Origin of the sequence: Pseudomonas frederiksbergensis, assembly GCF_900105495.1 — a bacterium.
GTDB lineage: Bacteria > Pseudomonadota > Gammaproteobacteria > Pseudomonadales > Pseudomonadaceae > Aquipseudomonas > Aquipseudomonas frederiksbergensis.
This window is the reverse complement of sequence record NZ_FNTF01000002.1, coordinates 1,107,098-1,121,301: the sequence shown is the minus strand read 5'-3', so window position 1 is coordinate 1,121,301 and position 14,204 is coordinate 1,107,098. Positions and strand designations below refer to the sequence as shown.

Annotated in this window: 19 protein-coding genes; 13 read left to right on the top strand and 6 right to left on the bottom strand. The window is 58.0% G+C overall.

From position 1 onward, the window contains the following. The first annotated feature begins 123 nt into the window (after nt 1-123). The 7 genes from BLW70_RS05815 to BLW70_RS05785 all read left to right on the top strand — a co-directional run bounded on the left by BLW70_RS05815 (nt 124) and on the right by BLW70_RS05785 (nt 5,812). Entirely contained in the window at nt 124-1,617 is a 1,494-nt protein-coding gene (locus BLW70_RS05815; RefSeq protein WP_074872382.1) for an acetyl-CoA hydrolase/transferase family protein, read from the top strand. Between the two features lie 319 nt (nt 1,618-1,936). Beyond that, a complete protein-coding gene (locus BLW70_RS05810) occupies nt 1,937-2,152 on the top strand; it encodes a DUF1127 domain-containing protein (RefSeq protein WP_008154465.1) in 216 nt (71 codons plus the stop codon). 258 nt (nt 2,153-2,410) lie between these two features. Next, on the top strand, nt 2,411-2,620 hold the full coding sequence (locus tag BLW70_RS05805) for a DUF1127 domain-containing protein (RefSeq protein WP_074872381.1): 210 nt from the start codon (nt 2,411-2,413) through the stop codon (nt 2,618-2,620). A 143-nt stretch (nt 2,621-2,763) separates the two neighbouring features. Continuing rightward, complete coding sequence (locus BLW70_RS05800; protein WP_074872379.1) at nt 2,764-3,081, top strand: DUF2388 domain-containing protein; 318 nt, start codon at nt 2,764-2,766, stop codon at nt 3,079-3,081. A gap of 107 nt (nt 3,082-3,188) precedes the next feature. After that, nucleotides 3,189-3,506: a DUF2388 domain-containing protein gene (locus tag BLW70_RS05795; RefSeq protein ID WP_074872377.1), complete on the top strand. Its 318-nt coding sequence runs from the start codon at nt 3,189-3,191 to the stop codon at nt 3,504-3,506. 27 nt (nt 3,507-3,533) lie between these two features. Further along, nucleotides 3,534-3,854 carry a DUF2388 domain-containing protein gene (locus BLW70_RS05790; protein ID WP_074872375.1) on the top strand — a complete coding sequence of 107 codons (321 nt, stop codon included), beginning with the start codon at nt 3,534-3,536 and terminating at the stop codon, nt 3,852-3,854. Continuing rightward, nucleotides 3,851-5,812, top strand: a complete 1,962-nt coding sequence (locus BLW70_RS05785) for a DUF7844 domain-containing protein (protein WP_074872373.1) — start codon at nt 3,851-3,853, stop codon at nt 5,810-5,812. Before BLW70_RS05790 ends, BLW70_RS05785 begins: the two co-directional genes overlap by 4 nt. Nucleotides 5,813-5,922: 110 nt before the next feature. Here the strand turns inward: BLW70_RS05785 and trpA are convergent, their stop codons facing one another. Together trpA and trpB are read right to left on the bottom strand one after the other, a co-directional pair. Further along, entirely contained in the window at nt 5,923-6,735 is an 813-nt protein-coding gene (trpA, locus tag BLW70_RS05780) for a tryptophan synthase subunit alpha (protein WP_074872371.1), read from the bottom strand. Then, nucleotides 6,735-7,970 (bottom strand): tryptophan synthase subunit beta, encoded by a 1,236-nt coding sequence (gene trpB, locus BLW70_RS05775; protein WP_074872370.1) that lies wholly within the window; start codon nt 7,968-7,970, stop codon nt 6,735-6,737. The genes trpA and trpB overlap by 1 nt, the downstream gene beginning before the upstream one ends. A gap of 122 nt (nt 7,971-8,092) precedes the next feature. On the opposite strand from trpB, the gene BLW70_RS05770 reads away from it, so the two are divergent. Continuing rightward, a complete protein-coding gene (locus BLW70_RS05770) occupies nt 8,093-8,986 on the top strand; it encodes a LysR family transcriptional regulator (RefSeq protein ID WP_074872368.1) in 894 nt (297 codons plus the stop codon). Here BLW70_RS05770 and BLW70_RS05765 read toward each other — a convergent pair. Then, nucleotides 8,983-9,309 carry an ElaB/YgaM/YqjD family protein gene (locus tag BLW70_RS05765; RefSeq protein ID WP_074872366.1) on the bottom strand — a complete coding sequence of 109 codons (327 nt, stop codon included), beginning with the start codon at nt 9,307-9,309 and terminating at the stop codon, nt 8,983-8,985. The genes BLW70_RS05770 and BLW70_RS05765 overlap by 4 nt on opposite strands. 155 nt (nt 9,310-9,464) lie before the next feature. Here BLW70_RS05765 and BLW70_RS05760 point away from each other — a divergent pair, with 155 nt between their 5' ends. After that, the gene (locus BLW70_RS05760; RefSeq protein ID WP_008027736.1) at nt 9,465-9,680 is read left to right on the top strand and encodes a dodecin; all 216 of its coding nucleotides are present in this window, start codon (nt 9,465-9,467) and stop codon (nt 9,678-9,680) included. Nucleotides 9,681-9,801: 121 nt separating this feature from the next. Then, a complete protein-coding gene (locus BLW70_RS05755) occupies nt 9,802-10,026 on the top strand; it encodes a DUF1161 domain-containing protein (RefSeq protein WP_074872364.1) in 225 nt (74 codons plus the stop codon). Nucleotides 10,027-10,090: 64 nt separating this feature from the next. Here BLW70_RS05755 and BLW70_RS05750 read toward each other — a convergent pair whose 3' ends face one another. Then, nucleotides 10,091-11,092 carry an LLM class flavin-dependent oxidoreductase gene (locus BLW70_RS05750; RefSeq protein ID WP_074872362.1) on the bottom strand — a complete coding sequence of 334 codons (1,002 nt, stop codon included), beginning with the start codon at nt 11,090-11,092 and terminating at the stop codon, nt 10,091-10,093. 242 nt (nt 11,093-11,334) lie between these two features. On the opposite strand from BLW70_RS05750, the gene BLW70_RS05745 reads away from it, so the two are divergent. Next, nucleotides 11,335-11,766, top strand: coding sequence for an OsmC family protein (locus BLW70_RS05745; protein ID WP_008152515.1), 432 nt, complete (start codon nt 11,335-11,337; stop codon nt 11,764-11,766). A 156-nt stretch (nt 11,767-11,922) separates the two neighbouring features. Continuing rightward, complete coding sequence (locus BLW70_RS05740) at nt 11,923-12,156, top strand: DUF1161 domain-containing protein (RefSeq protein WP_074872359.1); 234 nt, start codon at nt 11,923-11,925, stop codon at nt 12,154-12,156. A gap of 6 nt (nt 12,157-12,162) precedes the next feature. Here BLW70_RS05740 and BLW70_RS05735 read toward each other — a convergent pair whose 3' ends face one another. Continuing rightward, nucleotides 12,163-12,585: a PA0061/PA0062 family lipoprotein gene (locus tag BLW70_RS05735; RefSeq protein WP_074872356.1), complete on the bottom strand. Its 423-nt coding sequence runs from the start codon at nt 12,583-12,585 to the stop codon at nt 12,163-12,165. 40 nt (nt 12,586-12,625) lie between these two features. Next, nucleotides 12,626-13,048, bottom strand: coding sequence for a PA0061/PA0062 family lipoprotein (locus BLW70_RS05730; RefSeq protein WP_074872354.1), 423 nt, complete (start codon nt 13,046-13,048; stop codon nt 12,626-12,628). A gap of 59 nt (nt 13,049-13,107) precedes the next feature. On the opposite strand from BLW70_RS05730, the gene BLW70_RS05725 reads away from it, so the two are divergent. Continuing rightward, on the top strand, nt 13,108-14,184 hold the full coding sequence (locus BLW70_RS05725) for an aminopeptidase (RefSeq protein ID WP_074872353.1): 1,077 nt from the start codon (nt 13,108-13,110) through the stop codon (nt 14,182-14,184). Nucleotides 14,185-14,204: the final 20 nt, after the last annotated feature.

Sequence of the window (14,204 nt, the reverse complement as noted above, 5' to 3'; positions counted from 1 at the left end):
TGCCCGCTAAAAACCGACCAAAGGCTCTAAATCGGGGCTCTGCATTCGACCATGGTAGCGGGAGGATTTTTTTTGAAATCACTAGACTGCACTCCTTGCTTTCGTTGCCCGAGATAACAATCCATGTACCGTGACCGTATCCGCTTGCCTTCGTTGTTGGATAAAGTGATGAGCGCTGCTGACGCCGCCGCTCTGATTGAGGACGGCATGACCGTCGGCATGAGTGGCTTCACCCGCGCCGGCGAAGCCAAAGCCGTGCCCCACGCACTGGCCGAACGCGCCAAAATCACCCCGCTGAAAATCACCCTGATGACCGGCGCCAGCCTGGGCAACGACCTCGATAAACAGCTCACCGAAGCTGGCGTATTGTCACGACGCATGCCCTTCCAGGTCGACAGCACCCTGCGCAAGGCTATTAATGCCGGCGAAGTGATGTTCATCGATCAGCACCTGTCGGAAACCGTGGAGTCGCTGCGCAATCAGCAACTCAAGCTGCCGGACATCGCAGTGATTGAGGCTGTGGCGATCACGGAGCAGGGCCATATCGTGCCGACCACGTCGGTGGGTAACTCGGCCAGCTTCGCGATTTTCGCCAAGCAGGTGATCGTCGAGATCAACCTCGCGCACAACCCGAATCTCGAAGGTCTGCACGACATCTATATCCCGACCTATCGGCCGACCCGCACACCGATTCCGCTGGTCAAGGTCGACGATCGCATTGGCAGCACTGCCATCCCGATTCCGCCGGAAAAGATCGTCGCGATCGTGATCACCAATCAGTCCGACTCGCCGTCCACCGTGCTGCCGCCGGACGTTGATACCCAGGCCATTGCCGACCACCTGATCGACTTCTTCAAGCAGGAAGTGGCTGCCGGGCGCATGACCAATAAGCTCGGCCCGCTGCAAGCCGGGATTGGCAACATCGCCAACTCGGTGATGTGCGGGCTGATCGACTCGCCGTTCGAAGACCTGACGATGTACTCCGAAGTGCTTCAGGACTCGACCTTCGACCTGATCGACGCCGGCAAGCTGAGCTTTGCTTCAGGCAGTTCAATCACCTTGTCGAGCCGTCGCAATACCGATGTTTTTGGCAACCTTGAGCGCTACAAGGACAAACTGGTCCTGCGCCCGCAGGAGATTTCCAACCACCCGGAAGTGGTGCGCCGGCTCGGCATCATCGGCATCAACACGGCGCTTGAGTTCGACTTGTATGGCAACGTCAACTCCACCCACATCTGTGGCACGCGGATGATGAACGGTATCGGCGGCTCGGGCGACTTTGCGCGCAATGCTCACTTGGCAATCTTCGTGACCAAGTCGATCGCCAAGGGCGGTGCGATTTCCAGCGTGGTGCCGATGGTCAGCCACGTTGACCACACTGAGCATGACGTCGACATCCTTGTCACCGAGATCGGCCTGGCGGACTTGCGTGGCCTGGCGCCGCGAGAACGCGCCCGGGTCATCATCGACAACTGCGTGCACCCGGACTATCGCCAAGCCCTGGATGACTACTTCACAGCCGCTTGTGCGCTCGGCGGTCACACACCGCACATCCTGCGTGATGCCCTTAGCTGGCACATCAACCTGGAAGAAACCGGGCGAATGCTCGCGGTGTAATTGGTACAGATAGCAGCTGACGCAAACACAGTTTCGTCAGCTTGCTGTTGCCAGACCAAATACTGAATAAAACTGTACTGCTGTACCGGTCTTTTCCTACCGTAATTGCCTACCTTTCCAAGTCAATCCAGCAAAAACGCACGATATTAGTGCAGACAAGTACAGTTGCCTCAATTTCGACCAGTACACCACCCTTTAACAGTTAACTGGTACCTCACAATACAGGTGAACTGTATCTAGAGAGACTGGCCAAACGAGAGGATCATTGGCATCAGTTAAACCACTACCTAATCCCGCCATAAGCGGAAGGATGTCAACCATGGAACGTACACTCAGTTCCGAGCTGTTTTTCGAAGACAACGCTGTAAAAACCCAGGCTTCCACGCCTCTTCGCGTTCTCGCCAACCTGATGCTGTGGCAGCGCCGCATCTCCAGCCGCCATCAACTGGCTCGTCTGGATTCGCGTCTGCTGGCTGACGCAGGGATTAGCGAAGCACAACGCTACGAAGAGCTGAGCAAGCCGTTCTGGCGCTAAGTTAGCGTCGCTGGCTCTGACCCACCGGGTCCACCGCCAGCACTCCAAATTGAAAAAACAAAGCCCGTCGTGGGAAACCACGACGGGCTTTGTCGTTTTGGCCCCTCAAAACGGGTAATACAGTAGAGACCCTGCTCGACAGGTACAGTTTTACTATTTAAACAATTGAACCAGTACAATTTTAGCGCGGTGTATCTGTTGCGGAAGAGAGGACGGGATCACCATGAAATCCTCAACTGCCAGCAAAAGGACCGCGCCATGAATCACTTACTGGATGTTTCCGTTTCTACGCCCCAAACAACGCCTCGCTTCCTTGGGTTTCGTAGATGGCTGAGGGGCGTTGCCAACCACCTGGAAAGGGCCCGAACCCGGCGTTTGCTGGGCCAACTGGATGACCGGCAACTCTCGGACCTGAACATCAGCCACGCGGATCGTCTCCACGAAATGAATAAACCGTTCTGGCGTTAACTTCCTGCTTGAACAGACGGGACTGTGCGAACCGATACCATAGGCCTAATATCCAAATGGAGCGTGGCGAACGCTGCACGACTGGCGTCTGAATAAACAGACACTGCGCCACCTCTCAATCGGTTTTCCAAAGGAGTTCCACCATGTCCCGTCTTCGTCTGCTCAGCGCTGCAGCCCTGCTTGCCGTGGCCGCCAATTCCCACGCCACCAGCTTTATCGTGACCACCGATGCCGTCGTCGGCGCGCTCAAGGCCACGTCCGATGCGACCTCCGATGTCACTTCTTCCTTTCGCGATGACAAAATCGTACGTGCCGCACGCGACGACGCCGCCAGCTTCGTGGCCAGCGAAGGCGCCATTCGTGGCGTGAAACTGGAAAGTGCACTCGACCATATTCGCCACCAGGCACCTCAGTTGAACGCGAGTGACGCACAACTGGCGCAAGCCATACTGACTATCTAAGCGTCACCACTGAAGTGGGACACGCCCGCCGTGTCCCAATGTTTTGGCGCTGGCTCTAGATCGGGCGTTGCGCTAGCCTTGGGACTCGCCTTCAGCTATCGAGTCTCATGCGTTTTCTTTCAAATCTGCTGATCTCCCCGCTTTTCGTGGCAGCCTGCTGGGTGGGCTCGGTCCATGCCTATGACGCCTTCAATCTGTCTACCCAAGGCATCGTGGCTACCGGCTACGCCTCAAGCATGGTGACCTCCGCCCCCTTCGACCGTAAGCTGCTACTCGCGGCACACGATGACGCTGCGGCGTTCATCGCCAGTGACGGCCAACTGCGAGGAGCACAACTGGAGTCCGCCCTGGTTTATCTGCGCCGGACCCAGCCAAAACTTCGTGCCAGCGACCTTGAACTGGCGCAGGCAATTCTCGTCCAATAGTTATCCTTGTTCTTGCGGAGTCGTTCCATGCGTAGCCCTCTGATTGTTGCCGCCCTTGGCCTTCTGTTCCTGGTCGATGTGGCCCAGGCGCACACTCTGGTCGCCACCAGTAACATCCTCATCAATGCCACCCAGCGCACACTTGATTTCACTTCCGATACCACGACGTCCATCCGAGACTCAAAGATCGTTCGTGAAGCCCACGACGATGCGGCCAGTTTCGTCGCCAGCGATGGCGAGATTCGTGGCGCGCACCTGGAAGCGGCCTTCAACACGTTGCGTACCCGCGTACCGGAAGCTCGCGACGCCAGTGATCAGGTTCTCGCCGAAGCCATCCTCGCACTGTGAGGTCGACAGGCGCCTGGCTGTTGGCCGGGGTCATGTTGCTGCTCGGCAACGTGGCCCAGGCTGACTTGCAATTAAGGCTTAAAACCGAAGGCCTCAGCCCCGCTCAACAACAGGCCAGCCAGGCGCTGCTGGATGAAGCCATGCAGGCGCTGCCGCCGCGGTTCATCGAGCAGCTCGACCGACGCATCGACGTCGGCTGGACCGATAACATGCCGAGCAACGCTTATGGCCAGGCGTCGCTGGTGTCGGAGCTCGACCTGAACCGCAACCTGCTTGCCAGCCTCACTGACGGCAGCGCCGCGACCAAAAAGACTTATCGCCCCCATGGCACCGTGCGCCGCGAAATGCTTGCCACGGTGTTGCACGAGCTCACCCACATTTATGACCGCTCGCGCCTGTGGCCAGATGCGGAGCGCAGGCTGATTCAACGCTGCACCCGCCGTAACAGCAGCTCAGGGTTGATTGGCATTCCCGATCAATGCCGCGGCCAGTTCGACCGACGCTTTACGCTCAGCGACGACCCGCGCCTGCTGGACCTCGCCGGCTGGCCGCAATACGTAGGCCGTCGTGGCGAGCGCGAACAGCACAACCGGCAAATTGCTCGCAGCCCGGACATTTACGAGACGAGCAGCCCCAAGGAGTTCGTCGCGGTCAACATGGAGTATTTCCTTCTCGACCCGGCATACGCCTGTCGCCGTCCTGCGCTGTACCGTTATTACAAAGAACATTTCGGCTGGGCGCCCGCCGCTAAAGACACCTGCGGCAAATCCTTTTCCTTCCTCAATGCCGGCAATGATTTCGCCAAAACGCCCCTGGGCCAGGTCGATCCGGAACGGGTCTACGCCGTCGACTATCTGCTGGCTGAAGCCAACCAGAACTGGGTCAGCCGCTGGGGTCACAGCATGTTGCGGTTGGTGATCTGTGCACCCGGACGACCACGCGGGCCGGATTGTCGATTGGATCTGGATCAGCACCTGGTGTTGTCCTACCGCGCCTTCGTCGGTGATGTTCAACTGTCGAGCTGGGACGGATTGGTAGGCAAATATCCGTCACGCCTGTTTGTCCTGCCGTTGGCCCAGGTGATCGATGAATACACCAAGACCGAATTGCGCAGCCTGGCCTCGGTGCCGCTGACCCTGTCGCGCAGCGAGATCGAAGACGTGGTGGAACACGCCGCCGAAATGCACTGGAGTTACGACGGCAACTACTTCTTCCTGTCCAATAACTGCGCGGTAGAGGGCCTGAAGCTACTGCGTAGCAGCACCAACAATACAAAACTGGTCGGGTTGGACAGCATCATGCCCAACGGTTTGCTGGAAGTGCTCAAGGGCCGTGGGCTGGCGGACACCAGCGTGCTGGATGATCCCCGCGAAGCGCTGCGCCTGGGTTATCGTTTCGACTCCTTCCGCGATCGTTATCAAGCGATGTTCGAAGTGCTGAAGAAGCACTTGCCGATCAAGCAGGAAAAGGTCGAAGACTGGCTCGCCTTAAAAGCTGAAGAGCGCCGGCAATGGATCGACCAAGCCGATTTGCGCACCAGCGCAGCCCTGCTGTTACTGGAGCAGGCAGCCTTCCGCCAACAATTGGTGCTGGCCCAGGACGAAGTAAAGCAGCGCTATCTGGGCGCTCGGGAACTGAAAAATGGCGGCATGGACAAGGCCAACGCGACTTTGCAGCAAATCCTTGCCAACAGCGGCTTCCTCAGCCGTCCGGCAGAACTGCTCGGCACCGGTGGTTATGGATTGCCGCAGCCGAGCGAGTGGCAACGTCTGGAATCGGAAAGCAGTCTGCGCCAGAAACAGCTTCAGGCGCTCACAGGCGATCTGGACAAAGAGGTAAGAGCGTTGCTCGAACCGAGTCGTGCAGCCGAGATGGCCGCCAACGAAGCCAACGTGAAACAGGTGGGTGAGCACCTGCGAAAGCTGCACAAAGCGTCAGGCGGATTGGAGTTGCCGTGATAGAAACACCGCGGACTTGTAGCAACTGCACATACAACAAAAAGGGCTTCAGAACGTAGTCCTGAAGCCCTTGATCTTGCTGTTTGTCTGTGACGCGAGCTCTGATTTCTCTAGCTGATGCGGGCTTTACGCACGCCATCTGCCAGCGCCGAGCAAAGGCTCAACACGCCATCAACTGCCTGATCCGGCGTCGAGGCATTGGCGATGTGATCGATCAACGCCGAACCCACCACCACGCCATCAGCCAGGCGCGCGATGGACGCCGCTTGCTCCGGTGTCCGAATGCCGAAACCGATGCTGATCGGCAGATCGGTATGGCGGCGCAGACGGGCAACGGCTTCCTCAACGTGTTCCAGCGTCGCCGCGCCCGCACCGGTCACACCGGCGACAGACACGTAATAGACGAAGCCTGAGCTGCCGTTCAAGACGGTCGGCAGGCGCACATCATCGGTCGTCGGGGTGGTCAGGCGGATGAAGTCCAGACCGGCAGCCTGAGCTGGGTCGCACAGCTCGCCGTTATGCTCGGGCGGCAGGTCGACCACGATCAGACCATCAACGCCGGCCTCTTTTGCGTCCGCGATGAAACGCGGCACGCCGTACATGTGGATCGGGTTGAAATAACCCATCAGCACCAGCGGCGTCTCGGTATTGCCTTCACGGAACTCACGAACCATTTGCAGGGTTTTCGCCAGGTTCTGCTTGGCGCCGAGGGCGCGGATGTTGGCCAACTGGATGGCCGGGCCATCGGCCATTGGATCGGTGAAGGGCATGCCCAGCTCGATCACATCGGCACCCGCGCCGGGCAAACCTTTGAGGATCGCCAGGGAGGTGTCATAGCTCGGGTCGCCAGCGGTCACGAAGGTCACCAGGGCGGCACGATTCTGTTCCTTGAGTTCGGCAAAACGCGTTTGCAGGCGGCTCATCAGTGTTTCTCCTGCTTGGATTGCTCTTGTTGAGACTGTTCCATGTGGTGCATCACGGTTTGCATGTCTTTGTCGCCACGACCGGACAGGTTGACCACCATCAGGTGATCTTTTGGCAGGGTCGGTGCACGCTTGAACACTTCGGCCAGGGCATGAGCGCTTTCCAGTGCAGGAATAATCCCTTCCAGGCGGCAGCATTTGTGGAATGCATCGAGGGCTTCGTCGTCGGTTACCGAGGTGTACTGAACGCGGCCGATGTCATGCAACCAGGCGTGTTCCGGGCCGATGCCTGGATAGTCGAGGCCGGCAGAGATCGAGTGAGCGTCGATGATCTGACCATCGTCGTCCTGCAGCAGGAAGGTACGGTTGCCGTGCAGTACGCCCGGTACGCCGCCGTTCAGGCTGGCCGCGTGTTTACCGGTTTCGATGCCGTAGCCGGCCGCTTCAACGCCAATGATCTCGACGCTCTTGTCGTCCAGGAACGGGTGAAACAGGCCCATGGCGTTGGAGCCGCCACCGATGCACGCCACCAGGCTGTCCGGCAGACGACCTTCCTGATCTTGCAGTTGAGTACGGGTTTCTTTGCCGATAACGGACTGGAAGTCGCGAACCATCGCCGGATAAGGGTGCGGGCCGGCCACAGTGCCGATCAGGTAGAAGGTGCTGTCAACGTTGGTCACCCAGTCACGCAGGGCTTCGTTCATCGCATCTTTCAAGGTGCCGGTACCGGCCACGACCGGGATCACTTCGGCACCCAGCAGCTTCATGCGGAACACGTTGGCCTGCTGACGTTCGATGTCAGTGGTGCCCATGTAGATCACGCAATCAAGGCCGAAACGTGCAGCAACGGTGGCGGTCGCCACGCCGTGCATGCCAGCGCCGGTCTCGGCGATGATGCGTTTCTTGCCCATGCGCCGCGCCAGCAGGATCTGGCCGATGCAGTTGTTGATCTTGTGCGCGCCGGTATGGTTCAGCTCTTCGCGCTTGAGGTAAATCTTCGCGCCGCCGCAGAACTCTGTCAGACGCTCGGCAAAGTACAGTGGGCTTGGACGACCCACATAGTCGCGCTGGAAGTAGGCCAATTCCTCTTTGAATGCAGGATCATCCTTGGCCAATTCGTATTCACGGGCCAGATCGAGGATCAACGGCATCAGGGTTTCGGCGACATAACGGCCGCCGAACGCGCCGAACAGGCCGTTGGCGTCGGGGCCGTTGCGCAGGTTAGTCTGGGTCATGGGTCGCTCCAGTTGAATGCGTGGGATGCGTTTGAAGAGAGAGTGGGCTAACTCTACCCCTGACGCCTCAGGCTGAAAACCGATAAGATCGCGTCAACCTGTCAGGAAAACTCACAGATCTCATGAGCCATGACCTTCCCCCGCTAAACGCCCTCCGGGCCTTCGAAGCGACTGCCCGCCTGAACAGCGTCAGCAAGGCCGCCGAACAGCTGCACGTCACCCATGGCGCGGTCAGCCGACAACTCAAGGTGCTTGAAGAACACTTGGGCGTAAGCCTGCTGATCAAGGACGGGCGCGGCCTGAAACTCACAGATGCCGGAATTCGCTTGCGCGATGCCAGTGGCGAGGCGTTCGAGCGATTACGGACGGTTTGTGCAGAGCTGACCCAAAGCACCGCCGATGCACCGTTCGTGCTGGGTTGCTCGGGCAGCTTGTTGGCACGCTGGTTTATTCCCAGGTTGGGACGATTGAATACCGACCTGCCGGACTTGCGCCTGCACCTGTCGGCTGGTGAGGGTGATCTCGATCCGCGCCGGCCGGGGCTGGACGCCTTGCTGGTATTTGCCGAGCCACCGTGGCCTGCGGACATGCAGGTCTATGAGTTGGCGAGCGAACGGATTGGCCCGGTCATGAGCCCGCGATTCGCGGGCTACGAACGACTGCAAAACGCACCGCCTGCAGCGCTGTTGGGCGAGCCATTGCTGCATACGACCTCCCGCCCTCAGGCCTGGCCAAGTTGGGCACAGCAAAGCAGCCTCAACACCAAAGCATTGAAGTACGGACAGGGTTTCGAGCATTTGTATTATTTGCTGGAGGCCGCAGTGGCCGGCCTGGGTGTGGCGATTGCGCCCGAACCGCTGGTGGCCGAGGACTTGAAAGCCGGGCGCCTGGTTGCGCCTTGGGGCTTCAGTGAAACCCCGGCGCAACTGGCGTTGTGGCTACCCAAGCGCGCCGCGGACGGCCGCGCTCGGCAACTGGCGCAGTGGCTCAAAAACGAGCTGCGCCAGACGGATTAGTCACCGCGTTTGAACAGCAGATAAGCCGCGAGCAAACCCAATGCACCGACAGCCACACCCGCTGTCGTCCAAGGGTGTTCCTGGGCGTAGTCCCGCGTGGCAATCCCGGTTTCACGGGTTTTGACTTTGACTTCTTCGTAGGCATCGCTGAGCAGATGGCGCGAATGCTTCAGCGCGTTCTCGGCGTTGCTTTTCAGGACTTTCAGGGTTTTACGCGACTCGTCCGAGGCGTCGTCCTTCAGATTTTCCAAAGACTTCAGCAGACTCTCGATTTCGGCTTCCATGCTTTGCAATGAGGCTTTACGTAAAGAGGTGTTGGCCATGGTGGCTCTCCTGCATTGATTGAGTTGCGTGTGTTGGTTGGGACTTCAGGGCTTCGAGAAAGTGCAGTAAATCTGAACTTTCACTTCGGATTGGCCGACAGAAGTAATACGAAAAATCACTGCTAGGCTGTATTTCACACCCTGAGGAGAACGCCATGACCGACCATCACACCTACAAAAAAGTCGAACTCGTCGGTTCGTCCACCAGCAGCATTGAAGACGCCATCAACAACGCACTGGCCGAGGCCAGCAAAAGCCTTAAATATATGGAATGGTTCGAAGTGACCGAAACCCGCGGGCACATCAAGGACGGTAAGGCAGCGCACTTTCAGGTGACGCTCAAGGTCGGGTTCCGGATTGCCAGTAGCTGAGGTTGAGCTAATCTTCTGAGCCTGCGCGCTGGCCGAGCGCCATAGGGAATGGCAAAGCGCTACATATTTACACCCGCTGATTGCTGGGTGCCCCTATTGATCCGACCAGGGAATGCGACCGATGAAGCATTTTATTTTAGCGGTAGGTTTGTTGAGTCTTGCGGGAACAGCCCTGGCTCAGAGCAAGTCGTGCGAAGAACTGAAAGCCGAAATCACAGCGAAACTCGATGCCAAGGGCATTTCTAATTATTCACTGGAAATCATCGATAAAGGCGCCGCTGCTGACGGGAAAGTCGTCGGCACCTGTGAAAAAGGCTCCAAGCAAATCGTCTACAAGCAAGGCTGACCACCCTCGAAAATGAAAAAACCGACGCAACGACGTCGGCTTTTTTGGGCTCGCTATTTGAACGTCAACCCATCATGACCTGCGCCAGCAGCTCATAGGAATGCACGCGATCGGCATGTTCGTACAAGTCGCAGGTAAAAATCAGCTCGTCCGCCTGGGTCTGCTCGATCAGCACGTCCAGTTTGGCGCGGATTTTCTGCGGACTGCCAACCATCGCCAGGCCAAGGAAATCGCCGACGGCTTCTTTTTCATGAGGCAGCCACAGGCCGTCCATGGTTTTTACCGGCGGACGTTGCACCAGGCTCTGGCCACGCATCAACGCCAGGATGCGCTGATAGACCGAGGTCGCCAGATAATCGGCCTGCTCGTCGGTATCGGCCGCCACCAACGGCACACCGAGCATCACGTAGGGCTTATCCAATACCGCTGAAGGCTTGAAGTGATTGCGATAGACGCGAATGGCCTCATGCATGAAACGCGGTGCGAAATGTGAAGCGAAGGCGTAGGGCAAACCGCGTTCACCTGCCAGTTGTGCACTGAACAGGCTGGAGCCCAACAGCCAGACCGGGACATTGGTGCCGGTGCCTGGCATTGCGATAATCCGTTGGTCCGGGGTGCGCGGGCCGAGGTAGCGCATCAGCTCCGCCACGTCTTCCGGAAACTCGTCGGCGCTGCCAGAGCGTTCACGACGCAAGGCGCGAGCGGTCATCTGGTCGGAACCGGGAGCACGGCCCAGACCCAGGTCGATCCGGCCCGGGTACAGGCTTTCGAGCGTGCCGAACTGCTCGGCGATCACCAGCGGCGCGTGGTTTGGCAGCATCACACCGCCCGAGCCAACTCGAATGGTCGAAGTGCCGCCGGCCAGGTAGCCAAGCAGTACCGAAGTCGCCGAACTGGCAATGCCGTCCATGTTGTGGTGTTCGGCAACCCAGAAACGGTTGTAACCGAACTTTTCGACGTGCTGCGCCAGGTCCAGGGAATTGCGCAGCGACTGGGCCGCGCTGCCGTTCTCCCGCACGGGCACCAGATCGAGGGTGGAAAACTTGATATCGGACAGTCGTTTCATAAGCCTGCTTCTCCAATTGGGGGGCGCAGGTTTTTTCTTACAAACGAAAACCTGCCGAATCTATAAGCGTGATTCATGCAATGAGGGCATATACCCGAGTTTCAATGGCAGAGCCAAAATTCCTACGAAATAAGAGGAACAATCAGATCAGGTGAACTTTGCACCACGGTCTATCCTCAGAACCCTAGCAACCGAAAACCACGAAGGCGCGACGCTCGCGCCGGAATCTTGAGGAGGCATTCATGGCTATCACAAAGAAAGCATCAGCTCATTGGGAAGGTGATCTGAAAACCGGCATCGGCTCGATTTCCACGGAAACCGGTGTTCTCAGAGAAGCGCCCTACGGCTTCAAGGCGCGCTTCGAAGGCGGCAAGGGGACCAATCCGGAAGAGCTGATCGGCGCAGCGCATGCGGGCTGTTTCTCCATGGCATTTTCGATGATTCTCGGCGATGCCGGTCTCAAGGCTGACAGCATCGATACCAATGCCGAAGTCACTCTGGACCAGGTGGACGGCGGATTCGCGATCACGGCGGTGAAACTGATCCTCAAGGCGAAGATTCCTGGGGCGACCCAGGCGCAATTTGAGGAACTGAGCAATAAAGCCAAAGAAGGCTGCCCGGTTTCCAAAGTTCTGAATGCAAAAATCAGTCTGGATGCAACGTTGGTCAGCTGATAGCGGGTTATCGCAATCCCCGATAAAAAGATCGCAGCCTCGCCGGGCTGCGATCTTTATTGCCCTGAAACAAACAGGGCTGGCGAAATTGTGGTCGAATAAATGGCAGCAGCTAACGCGCATTACTCTGCGCGCTGCCTCAAAGGAGCTTCAACCATGAAACGTTTTGCCTTGGCGATTATCTGTTGCGCGCTGGCCACATCGGCCCTGGCGGCAACGAAATCCTGTGAAGAACTCAAGGCCGAGATCGAAGCCAAGATCCAGGCCAACAACGTCTCGTCCTACACGCTGGAAATCGTCACCAACGACGAAGTACACGATCAGAACATGGTCGTCGGTTCATGCGAAGGCGGCACGAAGAAAATCATCTACCAGAAGAACGACCGCTGATTCTCCTCACATGAGGCAATAGGACTCTCGATCTTGCGCGACGATTTCACGCTTGGCGTTGTACAACCGGGCGCCAGGGGTGAACGCTATCGAACGGCCTTCGAGCACATAACGCTGGCCGGCTTCGAAATGATCGTAGTTGATGGTCAGGTAGCACAAGCGTTCCGAGGGGCCGTTCATCATGCCCAGGCCACCACCACCGGGCACTTCAAAGTCGAATCGAACAGTCAGCTCATGGCTACCGGGGGTGACCTGGAAAAAACGCCCGTCGGTCAACCGCTGATTGTCCAGGCGTTCGGCCATCAGCAATTTATCGTTGGGGAATGGTGTAGAAAACTCGACCCAGGCCATCTGCGGATTAACCGCTGGCAACGGGCTCTGACAGCCTGCAACGATGATTGCAGCAAGCAATAGCGGTAACCTGCGCATGATGATTTTCTCAAGGACCAGTCCTTTAGAATAGCGCCGATCAGGTGCGCTGGCAGCCTGCCGGTACACCTTGGCCAATCACTTTTCGCTGCTGATCATAAAGTTTTGCCCATGGCCGAAAGCCGATATTTCCTGCTTTGAGCTGATACCGCTCGCCGGCGTTGAAGTCGTTGAATTTCACGTTTAGCTGGCAGTCACGCCATAGCGGCTCGGCGTCTGGACCGATATTGGTGGGTGCGACCGGGAATTGATAACGAACCGTCAACTCATGGCTACCCGGCTGAACCTCGAAATAGCGTTTGTCGATGGCGGCCTTGTCATCGACTTCCAGCGCTTGCAGCGCGGTGTCTTCCTGCTTCGAATCCAGGTCGATCCACGCTTGAGACGGATCATGGGGGGGTAATCCGAATCCAGCACAACCTGCCAGCATCAACAGGGTTCCTGTCAGCATCAACGTGCGCATAGCGGAGCTCCAGTCAGGCGGGATAGTCTTGCGGGCAGACTCTCCAGGGATGATTCATTTTGATCAGGCCGCTTCCAAGCCTTGGGTTACTTGATCGCGTTTTACGCATTTTGTTTCCGGGCGTGCTGTTTTTGTTTCTCAACGGTTGCGCCGGCGTCAGCTATTACGGCCAATTGGCCAGTGGTCAGCTGCAATTGCTGCGGGCGCGTGAGCCGGTTTCCAAAGTGATTGCCGATCCCGGTCGCGATCCGCTATTGCGTGCGCACCTGACTCAATCGCAAAGGGCCCGCACGTTCGCCAGCCAACAGCTGCGGCTGCCGGATAACCAGAGTTACCGTTTGTACGCCGACATTGGCCGGCCGTTCGTAGTCTGGAACGTGTTTGCCACGCCGGAATTTTCCCTGACCCCACAGAACCATTGCTTCCCGATCGCCGGTTGCGTTGCCTATCGCGGTTATTACAGTCAGAGCGCGGCCCGCGGTGAGGCTGCGTTGCAACGTTTGCAAGGTATGGACGTGTCGATCGGTGGCGTCGAGGCTTATTCGACGCTCGGCTGGTTCAATGATCCGATTATCAGTTCGATGATGGCCTGGGGTGACGAACGATTGGCCACGCTGATCTTCCATGAGCTGGCGCATCAACGTTTTTATGTGAAGGACGACACGGAGTTCAATGAGTCTTTCGCCACCTTCGTCGAACAGGAAGGCACCCGCCAATGGCGTGCATTCCGCGGCCTCGCACCGGACAGCGGCGCGAAGGTGCAACAACGCAACCAGTTCGTTCAATTGGTTCTGGATACCCGCTCGCGACTTGAACGGCTGTACACCCTGCCCCTGCCCGCCGACCAGATGCGTCAGCGCAAAGCCGACGAGTTCGAACGCTTGCGGGATGAATACCGGCAGCTGCGCGACAGCCAATGGGCTGGGGACAAACGCTATGACGCGTGGATCAATGCACCGATGAACAATGCCCGTCTGTTGCCATTTGGGCTGTACGACCAATGGGTGCCGGCGTTTGCGGCGTTGTTCAGGCAGGTGGGCGGGGATTGGGTGAAGTTTTATGCAGCAGTCGAGCAGCTTGGTGCGTTGCCGGTCGGGGAGCGCAAGGCGGCGTTGAAGGCTTTGGCGGGATCATAAAATTTCAGTGGCTGAACGGG